General features: G+C 63.9%; 25 protein-coding genes. 11 read left to right on the top strand and 14 right to left on the bottom strand.

From position 1 onward, the window contains the following. Positions 1–17: 17 nt before the first annotated feature. The 4 genes from SM755_RS02995 to SM755_RS02980 all read right to left on the bottom strand — a co-directional run bounded on the left by SM755_RS02995 (position 18) and on the right by SM755_RS02980 (position 2,182). Positions 18–323, bottom strand: a complete 306-nt coding sequence (locus SM755_RS02995) for a hypothetical protein (RefSeq protein ID WP_323171379.1) — start codon at positions 321–323, stop codon at positions 18–20. A gap of 49 nt (positions 324–372) precedes the next feature. Next, the gene (locus SM755_RS02990) at positions 373–1,377 is read right to left on the bottom strand and encodes a CPBP family intramembrane glutamic endopeptidase (protein ID WP_323171378.1); all 1,005 of its coding nucleotides are present in this window, start codon (positions 1,375–1,377) and stop codon (positions 373–375) included. Positions 1,378–1,499: 122 nt separating this feature from the next. After that, complete coding sequence (locus tag SM755_RS02985; RefSeq protein ID WP_323171377.1) at positions 1,500–1,838, bottom strand: hypothetical protein; 339 nt, start codon at positions 1,836–1,838, stop codon at positions 1,500–1,502. Between the two features lie 2 nt (positions 1,839–1,840). Next, on the bottom strand, positions 1,841–2,182 hold the full coding sequence (locus tag SM755_RS02980; protein ID WP_323171376.1) for a winged helix-turn-helix domain-containing protein: 342 nt from the start codon (positions 2,180–2,182) through the stop codon (positions 1,841–1,843). 353 nt (positions 2,183–2,535) lie between these two features. Here SM755_RS02980 and purD point away from each other — a divergent pair, with 353 nt between their 5' ends. Beyond that, entirely contained in the window at positions 2,536–3,828 is a 1,293-nt protein-coding gene (gene purD, locus SM755_RS02975) for a phosphoribosylamine--glycine ligase (RefSeq protein ID WP_323171375.1), read from the top strand. A 13-nt stretch (positions 3,829–3,841) separates the two neighbouring features. Here the strand turns inward: purD and SM755_RS02970 are convergent, their stop codons facing one another. The 4 genes from SM755_RS02970 to SM755_RS02955 all read right to left on the bottom strand — a co-directional run bounded on the left by SM755_RS02970 (position 3,842) and on the right by SM755_RS02955 (position 6,515). Further along, the gene (locus tag SM755_RS02970) at positions 3,842–4,186 is read right to left on the bottom strand and encodes a hypothetical protein (RefSeq protein ID WP_323171374.1); all 345 of its coding nucleotides are present in this window, start codon (positions 4,184–4,186) and stop codon (positions 3,842–3,844) included. Positions 4,187–4,276: 90 nt separating this feature from the next. Further along, positions 4,277–5,569, bottom strand: a complete 1,293-nt coding sequence (locus SM755_RS02965; protein ID WP_323171373.1) for a DUF4010 domain-containing protein — start codon at positions 5,567–5,569, stop codon at positions 4,277–4,279. An 84-nt stretch (positions 5,570–5,653) separates the two neighbouring features. Beyond that, the gene (locus tag SM755_RS02960; protein WP_006109721.1) at positions 5,654–5,929 is read right to left on the bottom strand and encodes a PadR family transcriptional regulator; all 276 of its coding nucleotides are present in this window, start codon (positions 5,927–5,929) and stop codon (positions 5,654–5,656) included. A 439-nt stretch (positions 5,930–6,368) separates the two neighbouring features. Further along, positions 6,369–6,515: a hypothetical protein gene (locus SM755_RS02955; protein ID WP_006109722.1), complete on the bottom strand. Its 147-nt coding sequence runs from the start codon at positions 6,513–6,515 to the stop codon at positions 6,369–6,371. Positions 6,516–6,834: 319 nt separating this feature from the next. Between SM755_RS02955 and SM755_RS02950 the strand changes: the two genes are divergently transcribed. The 3 genes from SM755_RS02950 to SM755_RS02940 all read left to right on the top strand — a co-directional run bounded on the left by SM755_RS02950 (position 6,835) and on the right by SM755_RS02940 (position 10,209). Next, positions 6,835–7,563 (top strand): TFIIB-type zinc ribbon-containing protein, encoded by a 729-nt coding sequence (locus SM755_RS02950; RefSeq protein ID WP_323171372.1) that lies wholly within the window; start codon positions 6,835–6,837, stop codon positions 7,561–7,563. Between the two features lie 274 nt (positions 7,564–7,837). Further along, the gene (locus tag SM755_RS02945; protein WP_323171371.1) at positions 7,838–9,817 is read left to right on the top strand and encodes an OPT family oligopeptide transporter; all 1,980 of its coding nucleotides are present in this window, start codon (positions 7,838–7,840) and stop codon (positions 9,815–9,817) included. Positions 9,818–9,849: 32 nt separating this feature from the next. Then, entirely contained in the window at positions 9,850–10,209 is a 360-nt protein-coding gene (locus tag SM755_RS02940; RefSeq protein WP_323171370.1) for a PqqD family protein, read from the top strand. Between the two features lie 114 nt (positions 10,210–10,323). Here the strand turns inward: SM755_RS02940 and SM755_RS02935 are convergent, their stop codons facing one another. Then, a complete protein-coding gene (locus SM755_RS02935) occupies positions 10,324–11,262 on the bottom strand; it encodes a bifunctional methylenetetrahydrofolate dehydrogenase/methenyltetrahydrofolate cyclohydrolase (protein WP_323171369.1) in 939 nt (312 codons plus the stop codon). Positions 11,263–11,448: 186 nt separating this feature from the next. Here SM755_RS02935 and SM755_RS02930 point away from each other — a divergent pair, with 186 nt between their 5' ends. After that, positions 11,449–12,453 (top strand): aldo/keto reductase, encoded by a 1,005-nt coding sequence (locus tag SM755_RS02930; protein WP_323171368.1) that lies wholly within the window; start codon positions 11,449–11,451, stop codon positions 12,451–12,453. Between the two features lie 15 nt (positions 12,454–12,468). On the opposite strand, the gene SM755_RS02925 is transcribed toward SM755_RS02930, so the two are convergent. After that, the gene (locus tag SM755_RS02925) at positions 12,469–13,968 is read right to left on the bottom strand and encodes a heme o synthase (RefSeq protein ID WP_323171367.1); all 1,500 of its coding nucleotides are present in this window, start codon (positions 13,966–13,968) and stop codon (positions 12,469–12,471) included. Positions 13,969–14,120: 152 nt separating this feature from the next. Between SM755_RS02925 and SM755_RS02920 the strand changes: the two genes are divergently transcribed. Further along, positions 14,121–14,396 (top strand): hypothetical protein, encoded by a 276-nt coding sequence (locus SM755_RS02920; protein WP_006664253.1) that lies wholly within the window; start codon positions 14,121–14,123, stop codon positions 14,394–14,396. Between the two features lie 26 nt (positions 14,397–14,422). Here SM755_RS02920 and SM755_RS02915 read toward each other — a convergent pair whose 3' ends face one another. After that, positions 14,423–14,740, bottom strand: coding sequence for a hypothetical protein (locus SM755_RS02915; RefSeq protein WP_323171366.1), 318 nt, complete (start codon positions 14,738–14,740; stop codon positions 14,423–14,425). A gap of 163 nt (positions 14,741–14,903) precedes the next feature. Between SM755_RS02915 and SM755_RS02910 the strand changes: the two genes are divergently transcribed. The 4 genes from SM755_RS02910 to SM755_RS02895 all read left to right on the top strand — a co-directional run bounded on the left by SM755_RS02910 (position 14,904) and on the right by SM755_RS02895 (position 16,877). Continuing rightward, on the top strand, positions 14,904–15,848 hold the full coding sequence (locus tag SM755_RS02910; RefSeq protein ID WP_323171365.1) for a DUF3267 domain-containing protein: 945 nt from the start codon (positions 14,904–14,906) through the stop codon (positions 15,846–15,848). Between the two features lie 123 nt (positions 15,849–15,971). Continuing rightward, complete coding sequence (locus SM755_RS02905; RefSeq protein ID WP_323171364.1) at positions 15,972–16,262, top strand: hypothetical protein; 291 nt, start codon at positions 15,972–15,974, stop codon at positions 16,260–16,262. Between the two features lie 39 nt (positions 16,263–16,301). Beyond that, on the top strand, positions 16,302–16,457 hold the full coding sequence (locus tag SM755_RS02900; protein ID WP_323171363.1) for a hypothetical protein: 156 nt from the start codon (positions 16,302–16,304) through the stop codon (positions 16,455–16,457). Positions 16,458–16,508: 51 nt separating this feature from the next. After that, the gene (locus SM755_RS02895; RefSeq protein WP_323171362.1) at positions 16,509–16,877 is read left to right on the top strand and encodes a PadR family transcriptional regulator; all 369 of its coding nucleotides are present in this window, start codon (positions 16,509–16,511) and stop codon (positions 16,875–16,877) included. Positions 16,878–16,933: 56 nt separating this feature from the next. Here the strand turns inward: SM755_RS02895 and SM755_RS02890 are convergent, their stop codons facing one another. From SM755_RS02890 to SM755_RS02880, 3 genes are all read right to left on the bottom strand, one after another. After that, positions 16,934–17,764: a hypothetical protein gene (locus SM755_RS02890; protein ID WP_323171361.1), complete on the bottom strand. Its 831-nt coding sequence runs from the start codon at positions 17,762–17,764 to the stop codon at positions 16,934–16,936. Between the two features lie 105 nt (positions 17,765–17,869). Continuing rightward, the gene (locus tag SM755_RS02885) at positions 17,870–19,015 is read right to left on the bottom strand and encodes an acyl-CoA dehydrogenase (protein WP_323171360.1); all 1,146 of its coding nucleotides are present in this window, start codon (positions 19,013–19,015) and stop codon (positions 17,870–17,872) included. A gap of 78 nt (positions 19,016–19,093) precedes the next feature. Then, the gene (locus tag SM755_RS02880; protein ID WP_323171359.1) at positions 19,094–19,753 is read right to left on the bottom strand and encodes an SDR family oxidoreductase; all 660 of its coding nucleotides are present in this window, start codon (positions 19,751–19,753) and stop codon (positions 19,094–19,096) included. 166 nt (positions 19,754–19,919) lie between these two features. On the opposite strand from SM755_RS02880, the gene SM755_RS02875 reads away from it, so the two are divergent. Continuing rightward, a complete protein-coding gene (locus tag SM755_RS02875; protein ID WP_323171358.1) occupies positions 19,920–20,972 on the top strand; it encodes a phytoene/squalene synthase family protein in 1,053 nt (350 codons plus the stop codon). Positions 20,973–21,049: the final 77 nt, after the last annotated feature.

Raw genomic sequence — 21,049 nt, 5'->3', positions numbered from 1 at the left:
GGGTTCGGTCGGCCGCGTTACGACGAGGACACCTTGTCCCGCAGTTTCCACACCTCGAACAGTCCGCGAGCGCACAGGCCGAAAAATCCGACCAGCAGCATCGCCGCGAGACTCGCACCGAGGAAACGGGGGACCGCAACAAGCGTTCCCTCACGAAGTCCGGTCACCAGTCGAAGCCCCGCCCAACAGCAAAACACCGGGACGAAGTATCGGCGGCTTCGGTTGGTCTCGGCGATCTTCGGGAGGGTCACGAGCGCGAGCAGGCTGAACAGCGCGATGGCGAGATTGAAAACGTTCGACGTCCCGCCGAACCACTCGAGCATCGCCCAAACTGGTTGCGGAAGTGTCATAACTGTTCCGCACTCTCGAGGGTCACCGCTCCGAATCGCTCTCAGCGGAGAGGACCCGGTCGGCGATCGAGAGGTCGCCGTAGGTCGCGTACACCCAGAGGCAAAGCAGCGCGACGCCGAAGAGTAGTCTGACGAACCAGAACTCGACACCGACAAGGAGCGACGGGTCGCCGGCCTGCTCGGCGACAACCAGCGACGGCAGCGTCAGTTCGGGATCGGTCGAGACGGGTTGTTGGTGAACGCTGAGGATGGCGATGCCGCCGAAGTGGACGCCGATCGGCAGCGCCAACTGGCCCGTGAGGACGTAGGCCGCCGCGAACAGAACGCCACCGATGGCGCTCGTGACGATGGCTGCGAGGCCGCCGCTAAGCAGATGAAGCACGCCGAATACGGGAAGACTGACGGCGATCGCACCGACGACGGCCGCCGTCGGACCCACCGATCTGGATCGGAGCCCTTCGGCCGCGGTCCCGATCAGAACGGCGCGGAACACGATTTCCTCGAATGTATTGTTCGCGAGGAGGAAGACCACCAGTACCAGAAGGATGATTCCGCCCAGCAGCGGGGAGTCGACGCCGACGCCGGTCACCGCCGTATCGAGCGTGGCGTACCCCCGAGCAACCTGATAGGCGACCGCTCCCGAACTGGCGACGACGCCGACGAGGACGCCCGCAGTGAAGTCCGCGACCCACCGGCGGGACGCGTCAAACCCGTAGCTCGAGAGGGGCCGTCGATCGAGCCGCGACGCGACGAGCAGTCCGGCGACGCCCGCGAGAGCGACCGCTGCCGCCAGCGCGAGGAGCAACACTGCGGTCGCGATCACCCGCGAGGTTTCGTCCGCGAGCGGCTCGAGGACCCCGGCTGCGTAGCGGGTGAGGAACTGCTGACCGACGACGTAGATTGCGACGGCGACGGCGAGCGGGACGAGCACCCGCCAAGTCGCGCGCAGCCGGTTTCGACTCGAGTCGTACAGGAGCCGCTTTCTGGCGGATCGATTCGGCGTTCCGTCGACCGCTGATTCGGTCATGGATTCGACTACCGGATCGGGTTCCAAATACCGTCCATCGCGGCTTCAAAAGCAGAAGCTGCGCTCGCCGAGAGCGTCCGACGCCGTGCGCGTGAGATCAGTTCGACGATTGACCGCGTCGGTCAGTAGTCGCGACGGCCGCGACCGTCGTCGGCCCGCGAGCGATCGGGATCCATCGTGATCGCGCGGAGGATACAGAGGAACGCGAAGACGTTCGTCACCTGGTAGACGGTCATCGTCTCGAACTGCGAAATCGCGACGAACCGCGTGACGACCGCCATCGCCATCTCGGGGACGATGATCGCGGCGAAGCCGACCGCGAGGAACAGCATGGGACGGCTCCGGTTCCGTCGGTATCCCTGAAACGCGAAGTAGATGATCGCGAGACCGAGGACACTTAGAACGAGAAACAGGCTTCCCTGAACGATCGCTTCCATCGGCAGGTCGGTGGTCGGAATCATGATCACATTTCCTCGATTAGTCGGGTGAATCGGTCGGCGGGCGTGTCCGCGCGTTCGATATCTAGCTCGAACCCCTCTTCAGTGAGCGCGACCGTCAGGCGACGGACGTTCGTCCGGTACACCTTGTAATGGTTCCCGTCGCTCTCGGGAACCGTCGACGCCGCGACGAGGTCGTGCTCGCGAAGCGTCTCGAGGCGCCGGTAGATCGTCACCGTCGAGACGTCGCACCGTTCGGCGAGCGTGCTCGCCGACAGCGCTTCCGTGCGAGCGTGAACGAGGATGGACCGGGCGACGTCGTCCTCCAGAACGCCCCCTATCGTTTCGACGTCGCAGTCCTCGTCCATGCGTGGCACTCCGTTTCGGACGCCGTAATGTAACCCCCGCAACTTCAGGATCTGAAGCCGCGAACACGGTGGCTCGAGTACCGGACCCGCGGCGGACGAAACGTGCCGAGTCCGAAATCGCCACTGCGTCCCCCGCTCCAAGACCGGCTATCGCGGCTCGCCTAGAGAGCACGGCGGAGGGACGGGGAGTCCGAATCGCGTTTCGGGATCATGAGGCGACGTTCCGTCGATCACGTGATGATATTCTCGGTCGACTAGAAGTCACGCCTCGCCGCTCGTAGTGACCACAATTGTGCATACTTTCGTTCGCGGAAAGAGCAACGCTTACAGGTTCGTGCGTTCCGCTATCGACCATGACAGAGACCGTACTCCTGATCGGCGGCGGCGGTCGCGAACACGCCATCGCCCGCGCGCTCGCGGACAGTGAGATTGACCTCTACTCCTGCGCCGGCAACCGCAACCCCGGCATCGCCGACATCGCGACCGAGTTCGAGACGCTCGAGACGACGAACCCCAAAGCCGTCGTCGAGTTCGCCGAGTCGGTCGGCGCGACGCTCGCCGTCGTCGGCCCCGAAGCACCGCTGCAGGCCGGCGTCGCGGACGAACTCGAAGCCGCCGGTATCTACGCGTTCGGTCCGAAGGAGGACGAGGCGCGAATCGAGACGGACAAAGCCTTCCAGCGGCGGTTTATGGCCGAGCACGACATTCCGGGCTGTCCGGATTTCGAGACGTTCGACGACACGGACGCAGCCTGTGACTTCATCGACGAGTACGACGGCGATCTGGCGATCAAGCCCGCAGGTCTCACGGGCGGCAAGGGCGTCAAAGTCATCGGCGATCAGGTTACCGCCGAGGAGGGCAAGGAGTACATCCGCGAGTCGGACTACGACCGGATCGTCTTGGAGGAGCGCCTGATCGGCGAAGAGTTCACGATTCAGGCGTTCGTCGCCAACGGCGAGTTCAGAACCGCCCCGGCGGTTCAGGACCATAAGCGCGCCTACGAGGGAGACGAGGGGCCGAACACGGGCGGCATGGGAAGCTACTCCGACGCGACGGCTGCGCTGCCCTTTATGACCGAGGGGGACTACGACGCGGCCGTTTCGATCATCGAGGCGACCGTCGACGCGCTCGAGGACTACCGCGGAATCCTCTACGGGCAGTTCATGCTCACGAGCGAGGGCCCGAAAGTCATCGAGTTCAACGCGCGCTTTGGCGACCCCGAAGCGATGAACACGCTGCCGGTGCTCGAGACCGACTTCCTCGACGTGCTGACGGCTGCGCGAGACGGGGAGTCGCTCCCCGAACTCGAGTTCGCCGACCAAGCGACGGTCTGCAAGTACGCCGTTCCCGCGGGGTATCCGACGGATCCCGACGCGGGCGCGAAGGTACAGGTTGACGAGGAGAGCGCCGGCGGTGCGCTGCTGTACTACGCCAGCGTGGACGACCGCGACGACGGCATCTACACGACCACCTCGCGCTCGTTCGCGCTCGTGGGCGTCGCCGACTCGATCTCGGCCGCCGAAGAACTCGCCGAAGACGCCCTCGCCGTCGCCGGCGAGGAGGGACTGCACATCCGCCACGACATCGGCACCGCCGAACTCGTCCAGCAGCGGATCGATCACGTCGACGAACTCCGCGGCGAGTAAGCGTCACAACCGATTACTGATCGGCCGACTCTTCGTCGTCGCTGAACTCGATCGGCTGGGAGTCGCTCTCGTCCCCTGCAAACGCCTCGTTGATCCCCTCCGGATCGATCGCGTCGCCGAGCGTCGTCGGATCGGCGACCGCACCGACGCCCTCGTTCTCGACCGCGGTCTGGATGGTCTCGACATCGACGGCGTTTGGCACGCGCTCCGAATCGACGGCCCGATCGAGTGCGCGGCGCAGGAGGACGTAGCCGACGAGTGTGAGCGCGCCGAGTGCGAGCGCTCCCGGGACGCCGTAGCGCCGGTAGCCGATCGTCATCGCTTTCTTCCCGATAGTGAGGAGTCCGATCATAGCCATGGTGACCGTCGTAGCATCGGCAGGCGGATGAACCTGCGCCCTTCGTGTGGAGGCCGAGCGGCGCAGAGCGAACGCGGATCCGACCACCGATCAGAGGACGACGACGGCCGTCGCCGCCGCCCCGCCGACCAGCAGCAACCCGCTGTACAGGGCGACCTGATTGCGAAAGCTCGTATTTGGCGAGGTGGCTGCGAGCATCGCCTTGACGACGATACTCGACACTGTCGCGAGCAGGATGGCGATCGTCGCCTCCGGCGGACCGAGCTGGCCGCCCCGATAGAGGACGACCGCGGACGTGGTCGCGCCGGCGCTCGAGACGAATCCGCTCGCGACGGCCGTCGCGTAGAACCCGAGCGTTCCGAACCAGGTCTCCGCGAGCGACCCGAACACGAGCACGACGAGGAAGACGGCCCCGAACGCGAGCGCGTTCTTCAGCGAGAACGGACTTTCGAGATCCATCGCACTCGACTCGCGCCAGTCCGCGGTGAGCGCAGCGATGACGAACGCGACGAGAATAACGGCCCCGAGCGGTACGATCGCTTCGACGAGCACGTCCGTCTCCGTTCCCATCGTAAAGCCGACTGCAATCGCCAGGTTTCGGGTCGCCATCGCGGCGTTTGCGAGCAAGATTGCGGCGACGGCATAGGACGCCGCATCGGGACGCTGCCTGACGTGATCGAGCATCGTCCCGACGACCGCCGTCGAGGACGCGAGCCCCCCGAAGAAGCCGGTCACGGCGATGCCGCGCCCGCCGTAGGTCGAGACGATCGCGTAGTTGACGATCCCGATCCCGGCGACGGCCACGACCATGAGCCAGATAACCTGCGGTTCGAGCGGAATCGTCAATCCGCCGAGTTCGAGTTCCGTCTCCGCCGGCAAGAGCGGGTAGATGACGAACGCCAGAATCGCAAACTCCGTCGTCGAACGCATCTCCTCTCTGGTGAGTCCCCAGGCGAACTCGTGGAGTTCGCGCTTTAAGACGAGCAACAGCGACGAGAGGACGGCCACGGTGACGCCTTCGATGATGAACCCCGCGGCGACGAGCGAGCCGACGCCGTAGGCGACGAGCATCGAAACGGAGGTCGTCAGCGAAAGGCCGGCATCCTCCTCGCCGAGCAGTCCCTGAACCGCGAGCAACACGCCCTGGACGATCACGAGCAGGCCGCCGAGGAACAACAGGCTCTCGCCGATGCTCGTTTCGAGCACGAGGATCGTAAAGACGGAGGCAAGCAGACTAACGAGGGAGAACGTGCGGATCCCAGCCGACTTCTGTGACCACTCCCGTTCGAGTCCGAGAAACATTCCGAGCGCACCCGCGAGCGCGATGCGAATGACTGTCTCATCGAGTGGCGCATCGGCGAGTTGCAACACGACCTCGTTCACTTCCTGCTGTTCTTCGCGGTCCTACATAAGCCCCCTGTCGGACTCGACAGCGATTCGGACCCACCGACCGGACCGACTCGAGACCTATAGATCGACGTACTGTGCTTCCCACTCCCGCCGAGCTTCGAGTTCGCGTCGGCCACGCCGGGTGAGCGTATAGAAGTTCGTCCGCCGGTCACGGTGGCCCTTCTCGACGAGTCCCTTGTCGACCAGCGTGTCGAGATTGGGATAGAGACGACCGTGATGGATCTCCTTCTCGTAGTACTGCTCGAGTTCCTCCTTGATCGCCAGTCCGTGGGGCTCTTCCTCGCCAGCAATGACGTACAGCAGATCACGCTGGAATCCTGTCAGGTCGTACATTGGGAAAGTACCACCTGCACTTACTGTCGAATTTTAATAAGGCTATCGGGTTGTTTCGATAGAAATAGGCCTATTACCTGGATAGCAGGTTGTTTCGCCGAATTTCGAATACTAACACCCATGACGCATTTTAGATGGAAACACACATAATGAGCGGTTCATGTTTAGTGTCCGTCTCGTTTCGGAACGTATCTTACCGGCCGAACGAGCTCACTCGCCGGTACCGGGATGGGCGAGACGGATAGTACAGCCGCTCACGAGTGTAGTAAACAGGAAAGCAAATCGCGTGGCGGGAAAAACGCCACGCGATCGCTTGCCGCCCTGAATTGGTCCCCGCTGACGCTTCGGCCCTCCAAGCGAAGCGTCACCTGAAAGATTCCGCTGGTCCTACTTAAACCTACCGACATAGTGTCGATTTATGATGTATTCACGCCGGATATCACATATGCTCTTCCTCTAATACCCACCCGATGGCCCGTTTGTAGTAGGTGAACATCTGCTCAACGCCGTCGTGATTCATCTCCTCGCTTTCGAGGTGTTCAGTCAGGAACTCGTACTGCTCGCGGATTTCGTCTTCGTCACGCATAGTCCCGTGTTTTCTCGAGAGACACAAAAGACCGCCGGGAGTCATGTCCCGTGTTGCAATAGGTCATTGTCCGGCGGCTGTCGCTCGCTCGCCGTTGTTTCACGTGGTAGTCGGGCGTTTTCGTCCCCGATACGGACCGCTGTCAGTCAGTTCCGGCGCACCCGCAGGACGGGTCACGAGTGCGCTGGGAACCTGCTACAGCAGACCGTCTGACTCGACGGCACCGATGGCCGATCACCGGCCAATCAGTTGTTACGAGCAGCGTCCACGACCGGGGGAGTCCGTGAGGACTTTTTGTCCACTCACCGTACGACTGCACATGAAAATACGGGGCGAGCGCGAGTGCACCGAGTGTGGAACTCGGTGGTCGTACTACGAAACCGGAAGCATCGACTGTCCCGCCTGCGGCAGCCTCCACAGCGTCGGCACCGACGACCGAACCGAACACACCGACAAACCGGTCTCGTTCGATCTCACGTCGATCCGGAACGCGATCGATGACGTCCCGACCGACGAACTCGCCGACCGCACCCGCGATCACTGCCACGAGTTCGTCCGCCAGCGCGGGTTCGTCAGCGGCGGCGACCTCCGCGATCTTACCGACACCTATCTCGCTGCCGCCGAACTGCACCACGTCGCCGATATCATCGCCCGCGAATCGTCGTTCGCCCTCGACGAGCGCGAGGAACTGTACTTCCTCTCCTTGCTGCGCGACGCCGATACGGGGACGCGCCCGCCCGCTACCGAGGTGCCGTCGACGCTTCGAGCGGCGCGCGGCCTCGCGTACGCGAACGCAATCAGCGCGTATCGCCGCGACCTCCGAACCTGGCTCGACGCGCGCGACCGCGATCTGACGAGTCCCGAACGCGCCGCCCTCGAAACGCTCGGCGAGCACGTCACCCGCGCGCGAATGCTCGACGGCGATATCGAACCGGAGGTCGCCGACTGCCTCGTCGAGGTAACGCGCGACCTCGCGGACGGCCTGCGCGGGGCAGGCAACGAAGACGCCATCTCGCGCGCCCGAGATCAGTTAGCTGAACTCGAATAACGGCAGTGTCACTTGTTTTCACTCAGTTGACGATGACTGAGTGCTGTTCTCATCGCCCAACCGTGAGAAACGACAACATATAGTATTCGGTCGGTCCAAATCTTACCACATTTATACGCGCGATCGGTTACGGTTCAAGCAGACGTAGTGGACGTCTGCCATGGACAGACCTGTCGGACGAACGCTCCGATGAGCTACCCTTCGGTTTTGACAGCCTGATTGGGGCACGCGGCCGACGGATGCCGCCCATCCAAGGCGTCTGCTGTACGTGACCATGTCACAGAGATCATCGGAAGAACAAGTGGAAGCAGGCGGTAGTCGAACAGCAACTGAACCGAGTTCAGCAGGCGGCGGCCCAAGCCCGTATATCCCCGCGGGAAAAAGTATGGCTGAGCTCACGATCAAGGCGGTCGTGATCGGCCTCGCGCTCAACGTGGTGATGCTGACCGCGAATATGTACCTCGGGATGCGCTCGGGGATGACGATCAGCGCCTCCATCCCGGCCGCAGTCATCAGCATGGGGATTTTCTACGGTCTTCGCCGGGCGGGTATCGGCGGAACGATTCTCGAGAACAACATCGTCCAGACGATGACCTCCGCTGGCGAGGCACTGGCAGCTGGTGTGATCTTTACGATCGCCGGTGTCACGTTCCTCGATCAGCCGATCGACATTGTCGGAACCGCAGCGGTTGCGGTTCTGGGCGGATTGCTCGGGATTCTGTTTATGATCCCGATGCGCCGGTATCTCATCGTTGATAAACACGAGGAGCTTCCCTACCCGGAGGGAACTGCGTGTGCGGACGTTCTCGAGGCCGGCAACGAGGGAGACGACGGCGTGAAACTCATCTCGTTCGGCTTCATCGTGAGTTTCATCTACATGTGGTTGGCCAACGGAATGGCCGCCTTTCGGACGACGCTCCAGACGGCGTTTTCGGCGGGTCAAACCCGCGGGTTCGCCATCGGCGGCGACTTCACGCCCGCACTCGTCGGCGTCGGGTACATTATCGGTCCGAAGATCGCCGGCTACGTCTTCGGCGGCGGGCTCATCGCCTGGATGATGCTGATCCCGCTGCTCATCACGGGCGGATTCGTTCCCGAATCTGCCGCTGACGCGGCACTTATCGCCCAGGCCGACGCAGTCTGGGACGAATACATCCGCTACGTGGGTGCCGGCGCGATGATCGTCGGCGGATTCTACGCCATCATCTCGATGCGCGGCACGATCGTCGACGCGCTCGGAACCGCGTTCGATGAACTCCGCGGCTCCGCGGCGTCCGCGACCGACTCTCAAAAGCGCACGCAGCGGGACCTCCCGATGAAACTCGTCGTCGGCGGTGCCGTGCTGGTCGCGCTCGCGCTGGTCGTCATCCCGCAGGTGCAAGTCGGAATTCTCGGCGGCTTCATCGCGGTCATCGCCGCGTTCCTCTTCGTCGCCGTGTCGGCCTATCTCGTCGGGGTCGTCGGCAGCTCGTCGAACCCCGTCTCCGGGATGGCCGTGGCGACGATCCTGATCGCCGCGCTGGCCCTGAAATCGACCGGCGTGAACGATCCCGTCGTCGTGCTGATGACTGCCTCTGTCGTCGCGATCGCCGCAGCCGTCGCCGGTGACACGTCTCAGGACTTAAAGACCGGCTACCTCCTCGGGGCGACGCCCCGCAAGCAACAGATCGCACAGGTGATCGGCATCGCCCTCTCGGCGCTGTTCGCCGGCTGGATTCTGTACTTCTTCAACGAAGCCTACGGAATCGGTAGCGACACCATCCCCGCCCCCCAGGCCGGGATGATGGCACTCATCTCCGAGGGCGTCCTCACGGGCACCGCCCAGTGGGGGATGATCCTCATCGGTGCCGTCTTCGCGTGCGTCCTGATCCTCATGGACGTTCCCGTCCTACCGTTCGCGGTCGGCATCTACCTGCCGATCACGCTCGCGACGCCGATCTTCCTCGGCGGCCTGCTCCGTGCGGGAATCGATCGATACGTCGCACGAAAGGACGACGAAGACGGTACGCTCGCGGCACAGGCGACCTCTCGCGGCCGGATCGTCGCGGCCGGGCTGATTACCGGCGAGGCGATCATGGGGATCGTCATCGGCGCGCTGTACATCACCGGCACCGGTGCCGCAAGCGGCGCACCGTTCGCGCTGGGTCTCGCCGGTGACACGCAGACGATCCTCGGCGGCGTCGCCATCGTCGCCCTGATCGTTCTCTTCACGGTCAGCGTGCTCCGAAACACCGGTAACGTCGCCGACGCGTAAACAGAATCAGAACCAGAACCAAAATCAGAACTATGAGTTCACACGGGCCGACGGCAACACCGGTTCGGGTCGCCGACGACTGGGAAGCGACGACCGTCGACGGCGAGTCTCGGGTCACGATCACCTGGACGAAATCGCCGCGAAACCGGCTCGATCGGTTCCTATTCGACCTCTTCGGGACGAGCCGGGAACGCGACCTCACGCTCGACCCCGTCGGCGCGACCGTCTGGAAACACTGCGACGGCGAGCACACCGTCGCCGAACTCGCGGCTATCGTCGCAGACGCGCACGAGGCCGAGCGCGTCGAACCGGTCGACGAGACGCTCGCTCACTTCCTCATGCAACTCGAGGAACGCAACCTGATCCGGTTCAACGACGAGCAGACTGGGTGAACCGCGCTCACCGCCGGAGACAACCGGGCGGACGGCAAAACGGAACTGACAACTGAAACTGACGGCCGAGAACGAACGGTCTGACGGCGTCGCTCGAGCTGAACTCGGGGCGACTTAGGGAAGGTCGACGGCGACGTCTTCCTGCAGACTCGCGGCTTTGACGGTATTGTACAGTAACATTGCGCGCGTCATCGGTCCGACGCCGCCCGGAACGGGCGTGATTGCGCTCGCTTTCTCCTTCGCGCTCTCGAACTCGACGTCGCCGACGAGTTCGTATCCCTTCTCGGTGTCAGACTGGTCAGACGCTGTCTGACTGTCCTCCGAACGCCGTTCGGAGACATCCACACGATTGACGCCGACGTCGATCACGACCGCGCCCTCGCCGATCATCGAGCCGTCGATCAGTTCGGGGACGCCGACGGCGGCGACGACGATATCGGCAGCGCGGGTCTTCGCGCCGAGGTCGTCGGTGCGAGAGTGACAGACCGTCACCGTGGCGTTGCCGTCCTCGGCCTTCTGGATCAGGAGGTTCGCCAGGGGCTTGCCGACGATGTCCGAGCGGCCGACGATCGTGACGTCTTTTCCTTCCGGTTCGACGCCGGCGGTTTCGAGCAACTTCTGGATCCCGTGGGGCGTGCAGGGCCGAAAGCGGGCGTCGCCGGCGACGAGGCGACCGACGTTCTCGGGGTGGAAGCCGTCGACGTCCTTGATCGGGTCGACGCGGCGGATGACCTCGCGGTAGTCGACGTGGTCCGGAACGGGAGCCTGGACGATGTAGCCGTGAACGTCGGGGTCCTCGTTGAGGTCGGCGATGGCGTCGTACAGTTCCGCGGGCGAGGCGTCCCCGTCGACGTCAACGTGGTGGCTCTCGATGCCGACCTCCTCGCAGTCGCGCTGTTTCATGTTCACGTAGGTCTGGCTGGCGGGGTCGTCGCCCATCAACACCGTCGCCAGTCCCGGCCGCGCGCCCGCGTCGGCGAGCGTCTCGATAGCGGCCGTTAGATCGTCACGAATCTGGCTCGCGACGGCGTTGCCGTCGATGATCTCCGTCATAGTGCAACCGGCGGTCGCGACACTAATCAATGCTCGGGTTCGTGCCTACCACGGCGTGTAGAACGACCCAAAATATGCACTCTTGTGAATACTACTTGGGCGGAATCGAGTTCAGGTGAGCAACAGCACGCAAGCCATGATCGCTCTCCCACATCTGTTTTGATGCTCCGCGGAATACGGCCCCCTATGGAGTACACCACGCTTGGTAACACCGGAACGACCGTCTCGAAACTCTGCTTTGGCACCTGGCGATTCGGCATGACACACGGCGACACCGTCGAAACAACCCGCGAGGAGGCCCACGACCTGCTTGATGCCGCCTGGGATCACGGCATCAACTTCATCGACACCGCAAACGTCTACGGCGATCCCAACGGCACCAGCGAGGAGTGGATCGGCGAGTGGCTCGACGACCGCGACCACGACCGCGAGGACCTCGTCATCGCCTCGAAGGTCTACTTCCCCTTCGACGGCTGGGGCGAGCCCGGCCCGAACGACTCCGGACTCGGCCGCAAGCACATCCGCGCCCAGATCGAGGGCACCCTCGACCGACTCGGCACTGACTACCTCGACCTCTACTACATCCACCGCTGGGACGAAAACACCCCCATCCGAGAAACCCTCTCCGTCCTCACCGAACTCGTCCGCGATGGCAAAGTTCGCTATCTCGGTGCCTCCACGATGGCCGCCTGGCAACTCACCAAGGCGCTGTGGACCAGCGACGTCGAGGGACTCGAGCGCTTCGACGTGACCCAGCCGATGGTCAACGCCGCAGCCTACGACGCCGTCGGCGACTACCTCGACGTCTGTGCCGATCAGGACCTCGCGGTCTGTCCATACTCCCCGCTCGGCGGTGGCTTCCTGACCGGCAAGTACGAGCGCACCGACGACGGCGGCGTCGAGGCCCCCGACGGCTCTCGAGGCAGCCTCTCCGAGATGTTCGAAGATCGCTACGCGACCGACCAGGCCTGGGACGTACTGGAAGCCGTCGAGTCAGTCGCCGGCGACGTCGACGCCACGCCAGCCCAAGTCTCGCTGCGCTGGCTGATCGAACAGGATCGCTTTACGTGCGTGCCGATCGTCGGCGCGCGAACGCCCGACCAGCTCGAGGAGAACGTCGCCGCGGTTGAACTCGATCTGACGGCCGACCAGTTCGAACGGATCGACGAGGCACGACAGGGCGACGCCTAACCCGAACTGGACGCTCTAAAAGATCGGCGACGTGAGCACGAGCGCGTCCACGAGAATCGCGACGAGGACGGCACCGAGGAAGGCGTTCGACGCGTGGAACGCGTGAAACGCTGCGGTCTCGGTCTGCTTGAAGTGGAGACGAACCGCCGCCCAGAGGAAGAGTCCGCCGAAGACGACGACCGTTCCCGCATACAGCGCGCCGAGATCGGAGATCCAGGCCAGCGCAACCGTCCCGACGAGCGTCGCCGCGAGGTAGTAGAGGATGTGTTTTCGCGTCGCCGTCTCGCCGCGAACGACGGGCATCATCGGGAAGCCGCCGCGGGCGTAATCGTCCTTGTAGGCCAGCGCGAGGTTGTAGAAGTGCGCCGGCGTCCAGAGGAAGATCACGCCCGCGAGAGCGAGCCCCCCGAGACCGATCTCGTTCGTGACCGCAGCCCAGCCGATCATCGCCGGCAATGCGCCAGCGAAGCCGCCGATGACCGTGTTCTGGACGGTGTTCGGTTTGAGAACCAGCGTGTAGATGACGCTGTAAAACAGAATTGCAGCGAGGCCGAGTGCGGCCGCCAGCACGTTGATCGTCAGGAATACGGCGAGCGAAGCCGCCGTCAGCCCGATGCCGAAGAGCAGGGCGTTTCGGACCGGAATCAGCTCGGTCGCAAGCGGCCGGTCTGCCGTCCTGGACATCTGTTTGTCCACGTCGCGCTCCAGGATGTGGTTGAAGGTTCCCGACGCGCCGATCGCGAGGACGCCCCCACTGAGCGTCGCGAGGATCGTCGGCACTTCCAGATTGCGACCGGCGGCGAGAGCCATCCCCGCCGCGGCGACGAGACAGAGCAGCCACATCAGCCGCGGCTTCATCATCTTGAAGTAGGCAAAGGCGGTGAGGCGAGCGCGAGCGAGGCGACCGGTCGGCAGATCGAAACCGGAACCGGCCGCGTCGGAATCGACTCCGGAGTCGGCGTTGTCGGCTGCGATCGGTTCCGGTTCGGTATCCGCCCCCCCGAGTAGTCCGCTTTCGCGGTCGATGCCGTCGTCGTGTTTATCCCCGGTCGTCCGTTCGAGATTCCAGGCTAACGCGAGCACGATCGCTCCGAAGAGAACGACGCCGAGTCCGAGGTGCAATCCCGGCACGATCGCGGCATCGCCCACGGTCGCCGTCATCGCACCGACGCCGATCTGGACGACGTACAACACCGCGCCGACCAGAATCGACGCCCGAACGCCGCGCGAAACGTCGCCGGCGATCGCGCCGAACGCCGTCGTCGCGACGAGTATGCCGACCAGAACCGCGGCGATGCGGTGACCCCACGCGATCACGAGTTCAGTCTGGTTCAGCGGGTCCGCCGGGGCGTGACAGGTTGGCCACGTCGAACACGCTGCAGCCGCGTCCGTTAGCGATGTCGTTGCGCCGATGATCAAGAGCAGATAGACGCCGAGGGCGGTCGCTGTGAGCAGTTCCGAGAAGCGACGGCGCGTGCCGATCGGACGAGGGAACGGCGCGGATGCTGATGCCACGACTAGTCTCATCTAGAGCCTTCGCGTCCGTGTATTTATGGCTCCCGTTTTTGCGGACCAGTAACGCCGCCTCCCGACACCTGCACTCAGTCCGGGCACGGCACCGATTCACAGCCCGGGAGAGACCCAGTTTTCATAGCCGTTGACGGCATATGTCTGCACCCGTGCAAAGCGAGAACAGACCGGCCGACGCGTCGGATGCACCGATTCGCTGTCCGGACTGCGGGCAGCCGTTTCACACCCGGCGGCTCCAGCGACTTCACCGCGGGCTCGAGCATCCGGACGAACTCGCCGACCGGGAGCGCGCCGCCGTCGAGCGCGCCCACCGCGAGGAAACCGCCGAGATCCGCCGGTTTCGGTTGCTTGCACTCGGCGCTGTACTCTTGCTTTACTTCTGTACGCTGTTTCTGTACGCCGTCGTCACCTGATCTCAGAGTTCACAGTCACGACCCGTTCACATCCCCATATCCGCCGCCGCCTCCGGTACCGGCAACGCCCCGGGAGACACCTCGAGCAGCTCCGCGACGTGATCGAGTGCCATGTCGAAGCCATAATAGCGCTCGAGTTCGTCGCCGTCGGCCGTCGGCCGAACCTTGAGCATGGCGTACCCCTCGCGATTCTGTGCGATGGCAGCGGTCGTCCCCGCGCCGGCCGAACTCTCGGCGTCGGGCGTCACGACGCTGAACTCGAGACGCCGCTCCGTCTCCGTCTCGTCGTAGGTCGCTCGGATGCCGTTGCCGTGTTCCTCCGCCGTCACTGTCTCGTCGGTCATGCGCTGAACTCGTGTGCGGGCCATCGGGAAAGTATCGGTTCCGGTCGGGACGCTGTGAACAGCGTTCGCGATGCACAGTGGATTCGCCGACTGTCGCCGAACGGGACCGTCTGTCACGGACGGCTGTCGACGAATCGATACCGCTTTTTTGCCACCACCACGAGTGTTTCGCGTGCGCGAGAGCGAGTTCGAGAGCCGGTCGGCCGGGCGCTGGCAGTCTCCACGGCTGCTCGCGGCGTTTCGATTGACGAGATCGGTCGCGCTCCAGTGGCTCGTCGTGGCGGTCGTCGGGTTCTTCGCGTTCGCCTACTGCGGTGTGCGACTGGCAGCCGCGCTACAGGGGCGACACCTAGAGCGGATCGCCGTGCCGGCGGTCCCGCCGGAGACCGCCGTGCTCTGGGGCGGGCTCGCCTTCGTGATACTGGCGCTCGTCGTCGGACTCCACGAGTGCTTCCACGGCGTCGCGATGGCCCGATACGGCAGCGATCCCTCCTACGGAATCGGGGTGTCGTACTTCGTCCTGCCCTACGCCTACACCGAGGTCGAGCGCGCTCGCTACACCAGAGCGCAGATGCTCGTCGTCCTGCTCGCGCCGGTCGTGGGGATTACGGTGCTCGGGCTCGCACTCGTGGCCCTGATCCCGAAGCTCTCGGCTGTCGTGCTGGTCGCGCTCGCGGCCAACGGTGCCGGCTCGATCGGCGACCTCTGGATGGCCGGCGTCCTGCTGCAGTATCCTGCGGGAGTTCGCGTCGACGCGCTGCCGAACAGTACCGTGCAGGGATTCGGCGTCTACGGCCCGCCCGACGAGTCGATCGCGCGACGGTCCGCCAGCGAAGTGCTCTCGCGGATCGCCGCCGGTGCGATCGCCACGCTCGCCCTCTTCGGCGCGCTCGCCATCGTGCTCGCCCTCGCCTCGCTCGCCGTCGGCTCCGGAACGGTCGAACTCGGGCCGGTCGCCGGTCGCTGGGTTCTCTTCCGCCACGAGGTGGACGCGACCGGGACGGCGTGGATCGAGATCGGCGAGTGGCCAGTGCTCGGGCTGGCGGTCGCAGGTGGACTTCTCTGGGCCGGGTTCGGCGCTGTTCGCGCGCGCTTCAGGGACCGCTAACACGAACCAAACCTGAACTCGCGGCTGCCGGAGCTACCGACTGCGCCCGTCTTCGCTTTCGATCTTCCTGAAATCGGATCATCAACCAGAATACATTACTGCGAGAGAGTTCACATGTCCGTGATGGTCGATCCAGAACGGCTTCTCGAGCGACCGGACGTATTGTCGGCCACTGAGACTGTTCGAATCAGTCCGAAAGCAGCCCCGGAGTATCGCACCCTCGACAGCCACGCGGCGGTGGGGATCACGAACGAACGCGGGGAGGTGCTCCTCGCCGACGACGGCGCTCACGGTCCGGGGCTTCCCGCACGGGCAGTGAGTCGGAACGATCGCTGGATCGACGCAGCGACGGCCATCGTCGAAGGAATTTGCGGTGAACTCGAGTATGAATTAGCCGTCAGAAAGGTTCGCTGAACGAGATTCGCTGTCGAACAACGTGACGAACAGATCTCGATGTACAACGTGATATTCGACGTGGAGAGCGAGGAGACGGCGAAGGTAACGCCGACGGGAGCTGCTCACGAGCAATACGACTCGGTCGAGTGGGCGTCGTCCGTGCCGGTCGAGCAGAGCGGTGCCATGGCCGAGGACATCCGGTTATTCGTCTGAACTCGCGCGGGAACCGTAACGCTCGTGGGCTATTCCCGCCGAGTGTCGGGCATGGGAAAGTGGCTTCAGAGCGGGCGGCGGCGAGATCTCTGCGTGCTTCTTGCGGCCGCGGGGAGAGCCGACGACGGGACGACGAAAGCGACAACCGAGGACGAATCGGAAGACGAGAACGGACGGGAAGAGGCAGGCGGAACAACCGGGGAACTGCGCGGCCAGCGGCTCAAATCGCAACTCGAATCGCACTACGACGATCGTATCGAACCGAAGGCGTTCTACGGCTCGCTCTCGGCGCTCGTCGATGCGGGATTCGTCGAGAAGCGAACGGCTGGCATCCACGATGTGTACGCGCTGACGGCGGCCGGCGAACGCCGACTGGACGACCACTACGAGTGGATGCGCGACTGTCTCGAGTCTTCGTGATCGTTCTGCGTACCGCTTCATCTCCTGAACTCGGTGAATCAGTCACGTCCCGGCCATCACTCTCGATCCCGGCCGATCAGGAATCCGAGCGCCGCCCCCGAAAGGGTAAACGGCCACGTGACGGTCACGAACGCGAGGACGGAACAGAGTTCACCGACGCCGCCGACGCCGGAGCGCCACCGTTCGCGGCGAGTGCAGACGCCGAGGACGAGTCCGATCGCGGGCAAAATCCAGACGGCGGTGCCGATAATTGCACCGACGGTCGAGGGGAGTTCAGTGTCGACGAGCGGAATCTCGCGGACGGTAGTGAGAGCCACCCCCGAAAAGCTGCCGTCGTAGGCGGCGGTTCCGAAAAGAACGGCGGTCCAGACGCCGACGACGCCCCACGCGTTTCGTGGCGTCAACTGCGGCGTTCCGTGCCGCGCCATCATCGCGCCGAGCGTCAGTGCGAGCGCCCCGGCGAAGCCGACCGGAATGCGGTACGATTCGGGGAGGACGGGCGGCGATCGGTCCATCTTGACGATGCTGAGCCTGTATGCGGTATCGTCTACCGTAACGACTTCCGAGACGTGTTCGAACAGCCCGGCCGTCGGAACCGCCTCGCGGCTTTCGTACCGGGGCCAGTCGTGCCCGCCGCCCTGATCCCCGCGGAACCAGCCGTCGGGGAGGTCGTCGGCTGCCTCGGTCGTTTCGATCGCGGCCTCGACGGCTGCTGCCGTCTCGGGCGGCAGCGATTCGATCGGGACCCGCTCCGCGTCCGACACGGAGTGAACCTCGCCTGCGCGGAGTTCGTATGCATCAGGATGGTGCGGCCAAAGATAGAACGGGTTGACGAGTAATCCGATGCCGAGGACGATCAGGAGGGCGGCTCGAACGCGGGCGGACATGAGTTCGTTTTCATCGTCTAATTCACGTTAGATATATGTAGTGAATCGCGCCGGTGATCTCGAAAAATCGTCCGCCGTCGACTGTCTCGTGAAAACCGAGTTCAGTTAGGTGTCGAGCAGTTGATCGCCGATCGTGTTCCGCAGCACTTCGCTCGTCCCCTCGTAGATCTCGTTGAGTTTGGCGTCGCGGTAGAATCGCTCCGCGGGGAAGTCCTTGGTGTAGCCGTAGCCGCCGTGGATCTGGATGCCCTCGTTTGCGACCTCGCGCGAAATCTCGCTGGCATAGAGCTTGGCCTGCGAGGAGTCTTTGATGTAGTCCTCGCCGCGGATCTTCTTGTCCGCGGCCTTGTGCATCAGCATCCGAGCCGCCTGGATCTTCGTGTCCATGTCCGCGAGCTTGTGTTTGATCGACTGGAACTCGCCGATCGGCTGGCCGAACTGCTCGCGCTCGCCGGCGTACTCGCGAGCCTCGTCGAACGCCGCTCGCGCGATCCCGAGACTGCGTGCTGCGATGGTGATCCGGCCGCCGTTGAGCGTCTTCAGCGCCTGAACAAAGCCCTCGCCCTCCTCGCCGAGCAGGCGGTCCTCGGGCACGCGGAGGTCGTCGAACCGGAGTTCGGCCGTCGGGCAGCCCTTGTCGCCGAGTTTCTCCTCCGTGTTCTCGACGATGAAGCCGTCGTCTTCCTCGGGGCGCACGACGAACGAGGAGATGCCCTTGTTGCCGGCGTCGGGATCGGTCTTTGCGAACACCGTGACCGTATCGGCGACGGAGCCGTTCGAAATCCAGAGCTTGCCGCCGTCGATCACGTACTCGTCGCCGTCCTTCTCGGCGGTGGTCTCCATCGACGGCACGTCGCTGCCCGCACCCGCCTCCGAGAGGGCGAACGCACCGACGTCCTCGCCCGCCGCAAGCGGCGTCAGGTACGACTCCTTCTGGGACTCGTCGCCGAACTCGTAGACCATGTTCCCCGCGAGCGAGGTGTGAGCCGCGACGACCGTTCCGAGGCCGCCCGAGCCGCGCGAAATCTCCTCGATTCCGATCGCGTAGGAGTGATAGTCGAGTCCGGCCCCGCCGTACTCCTCCGGGAAGGGCATGCCCATCAACCCGAGTTCAGCCATCTCGTCGACGAGTTCTTGGGGGAACTCGTCCGTGTGGTCGATCTCGTCGGCGACGGGGACGACCTCCTCGTCGACGAACTCCGAGACCATGTCGCGGATCTGTTGTTGCTCAGCCGAGAGTGCGAAGTCCATAGCGGAGCTATTGCGGGGTCGATTCTTTATTGTTGTCTCTCCGCGTCGTCCACTGACGGTCGGTTGTATCGGGTTTATTCACTTCGACGCCAGCGACGCCAGCGCGTCGTCGATCGGATCTTCGCCCGAGAGTAGTTCGAACGTCTCGTCGACGAGTGACGAGTGGTCGAGCGCGGCGACGAGAACGGTGGCCACGTCCTCGCGCGGAATATCGCCATCGCCCAGTTCGAAGTCCGTCCCGACCCGAACCTCGCCGGTTCCGGGCTCGTTCGTCAACTCGCCCGGTCGAACGATCGTGTGCGCGAGCGAACTCTCGCGAAGGTAGGTGTCGGCTTCGGCCTTCGCGATTAGATAGTTCCGGAGCGGGTCAGGGCCGGATTCGGGATCGTCCGCACCCATCGAGCTGAGCATGACGAACCGGTCGATACCCGCCTCTACCGTGGCATCGATGAGCCGAATTGCTCCGTCCCGATCGACGCCGTAGACGTCGTCACCACCGGAGCCGGCGGCAAAGACGACCGCATCGCAGCCCTCGACGGCGTGATCGACGGCGTCGGTCAGGTCCGCGACGACCGCCTCTGCGCCCGTTGCTTCCATCTCCTTGACCTGGTCGTCCGCGCGGACCATCGCACGGACACCGTAATCGCTCGCGACGAGTTCAGTCGTGACGTGCTGGCCGACCTGTCCGTGGGAGCCGGCGACGAGGACGGTCGTATCCGAATCGGTGGTGTTCGCCATACGTCCCAGTCGGCGATGAAAGGGGATAGTGTTGGTCCCGAGGACTGCCGGGGTGAGTGTGTAGTATGAGCACCAACGGCGATGATTCCGTGGCGCGAGTTCCAACAGAATGAAATGTTTGGACCGCGGTGTTTTTCCGGGATGGGGACGAAATAGGAGCGAGTAGATGACTACGGGCCAGTCCGACCACACAACTGACGCCGACATGGAGTGGTGTTACGATGCGGTGCATGGCGTTTCGCGGACCTTCTCGATCACTATCGACCGACTCGAGGAACCAATGGCGAAGCACATCTGCCTGGGCTACCTCCTATGTCGGGTTGCTGATACGATCGAGGATGCGGGCCACATTCCACCGGCGGAACAGACTGCCCTACTCTCGACGTACGACCGCCTGCTCGATCCGAACACAGCACAATCACTGGAGTCGTTCATGGACGACATCGAGCCGTGGCTTCCCGGTCCGGAAAACCGATCCAACGACTGGGAGGTCGTCGCCAACACGCCACGCGTGGTAGCCACGTTCGAAACGCTCGACGAGGAACCCCGCGAGATCATGCGCGAACCCGTTCGTGAACTCGTCGATGGGATGGCGATGTTCACCGATCGGTACGCCGACGAGGGCGGACTGCGCCTCCAGACGCTCGACGAACTCGAGGAGTACTGCTGGTACGCCGCCGGGACCGTGGGCACGCTCATCACCGGACTGGTCGCCCGCGGTGCCTCCCCCGACCGAGCCGCAGAGATGCGGGACAACGCCCGATCGTTCGCGTTGCTCTTACAACTGGTCAACATCGCCAAGGACGTCGAGACGGACTACCACGAAGAGAACAACGTCTATCTCCCCGCCGAGTGGCTGGCCGAGGAGGACGTCGACGTCGAGGCCGTCACCGAGGCGGAAAATCAAAGCGGCGTGACGAACGTCGTCGAACGCATCACGGGGCGCGCGGAAACCTACCTGGATGATGCCCAGCGGTATCTCGAGGTCGTCCCCGAATCCCACGGCAATCGCCTCTCCGCGTGGGCGATTCCGTATCTGCTCGCGGTCGGGACGATGCGCGAACTGCGCGAACGCCCCGAGGATGTCGTTGAAGAGGGCAACGTAAAAATCGCGCGCGCAGAGGTCTACGCGCTGATCCAGCAGTTCGAGGAGGGCATATCCCGCTCGCGGCTCGACGAACTCCGGAGCAAGATGGCCGAACAGCCGCTTCACCACTAACTGGCCTTACTGCCCGCCGAATTTTACAGCGCAGAAGTCGTGTCGACGATTGGAAGTGCGAACGGTGAGTCGCAACG

Origin of the sequence: Natrialba sp. PRR66 (genome assembly GCF_034808065.1) — an archaeon.
Taxonomy (GTDB): Archaea; Halobacteriota; Halobacteria; order Halobacteriales; family Natrialbaceae; genus Natrialba; species Natrialba aegyptia.
This window is presented reverse-complemented; position numbering and strand designations above follow the sequence as displayed.

What these genes read in the sequence shown, in the direction of transcription:
- SM755_RS02885 (WP_323171360.1), bottom strand. Translation starts at nt 19,015, where the DNA reads ATGGACTTCGCACTCTCGGCTGAGCAACAACAGATCCGCGACATGGTC.
- SM755_RS02880 (WP_323171359.1), bottom strand. Translation starts at nt 19,753, where the DNA reads ATGGCGAACACCACCGATTCGGATACGACCGTCCTCGTCGCCGGCTCC.
- SM755_RS02930 (WP_323171368.1), top strand. Translation starts at nt 11,449, where the DNA reads ATGGAGTACACCACGCTTGGTAACACCGGAACGACCGTCTCGAAACTC.
- SM755_RS02905 (WP_323171364.1), top strand. Translation starts at nt 15,972, where the DNA reads ATGGTCGATCCAGAACGGCTTCTCGAGCGACCGGACGTATTGTCGGCC.
- SM755_RS02875 (WP_323171358.1), top strand. Translation starts at nt 19,920, where the DNA reads ATGACTACGGGCCAGTCCGACCACACAACTGACGCCGACATGGAGTGG.
- SM755_RS02900 (WP_323171363.1), top strand. Translation starts at nt 16,302, where the DNA reads ATGTACAACGTGATATTCGACGTGGAGAGCGAGGAGACGGCGAAGGTA.
- SM755_RS02895 (WP_323171362.1), top strand. Translation starts at nt 16,509, where the DNA reads ATGGGAAAGTGGCTTCAGAGCGGGCGGCGGCGAGATCTCTGCGTGCTT.
- SM755_RS02945 (WP_323171371.1), top strand. Translation starts at nt 7,838, where the DNA reads ATGTCACAGAGATCATCGGAAGAACAAGTGGAAGCAGGCGGTAGTCGA.
- SM755_RS02920 (WP_006664253.1), top strand. Translation starts at nt 14,121, where the DNA reads ATGTCTGCACCCGTGCAAAGCGAGAACAGACCGGCCGACGCGTCGGAT.
- SM755_RS02950 (WP_323171372.1), top strand. Translation starts at nt 6,835, where the DNA reads ATGAAAATACGGGGCGAGCGCGAGTGCACCGAGTGTGGAACTCGGTGG.
- SM755_RS02970 (WP_323171374.1), bottom strand. Translation starts at nt 4,186, where the DNA reads ATGGCTATGATCGGACTCCTCACTATCGGGAAGAAAGCGATGACGATC.
- purD (WP_323171375.1), top strand. Translation starts at nt 2,536, where the DNA reads ATGACAGAGACCGTACTCCTGATCGGCGGCGGCGGTCGCGAACACGCC.
- SM755_RS02935 (WP_323171369.1), bottom strand. Translation starts at nt 11,262, where the DNA reads ATGACGGAGATCATCGACGGCAACGCCGTCGCGAGCCAGATTCGTGAC.
- SM755_RS02890 (WP_323171361.1), bottom strand. Translation starts at nt 17,764, where the DNA reads ATGTCCGCCCGCGTTCGAGCCGCCCTCCTGATCGTCCTCGGCATCGGA.
- SM755_RS02955 (WP_006109722.1), bottom strand. Translation starts at nt 6,515, where the DNA reads ATGCGTGACGAAGACGAAATCCGCGAGCAGTACGAGTTCCTGACTGAA.
- SM755_RS02940 (WP_323171370.1), top strand. Translation starts at nt 9,850, where the DNA reads ATGAGTTCACACGGGCCGACGGCAACACCGGTTCGGGTCGCCGACGAC.
- SM755_RS02995 (WP_323171379.1), bottom strand. Translation starts at nt 323, where the DNA reads ATGCTCGAGTGGTTCGGCGGGACGTCGAACGTTTTCAATCTCGCCATC.
- SM755_RS02990 (WP_323171378.1), bottom strand. Translation starts at nt 1,377, where the DNA reads ATGACCGAATCAGCGGTCGACGGAACGCCGAATCGATCCGCCAGAAAG.
- SM755_RS02915 (WP_323171366.1), bottom strand. Translation starts at nt 14,740, where the DNA reads ATGACCGACGAGACAGTGACGGCGGAGGAACACGGCAACGGCATCCGA.
- SM755_RS02985 (WP_323171377.1), bottom strand. Translation starts at nt 1,838, where the DNA reads ATGATTCCGACCACCGACCTGCCGATGGAAGCGATCGTTCAGGGAAGC.
- SM755_RS02960 (WP_006109721.1), bottom strand. Translation starts at nt 5,929, where the DNA reads ATGTACGACCTGACAGGATTCCAGCGTGATCTGCTGTACGTCATTGCT.
- SM755_RS02980 (WP_323171376.1), bottom strand. Translation starts at nt 2,182, where the DNA reads ATGGACGAGGACTGCGACGTCGAAACGATAGGGGGCGTTCTGGAGGAC.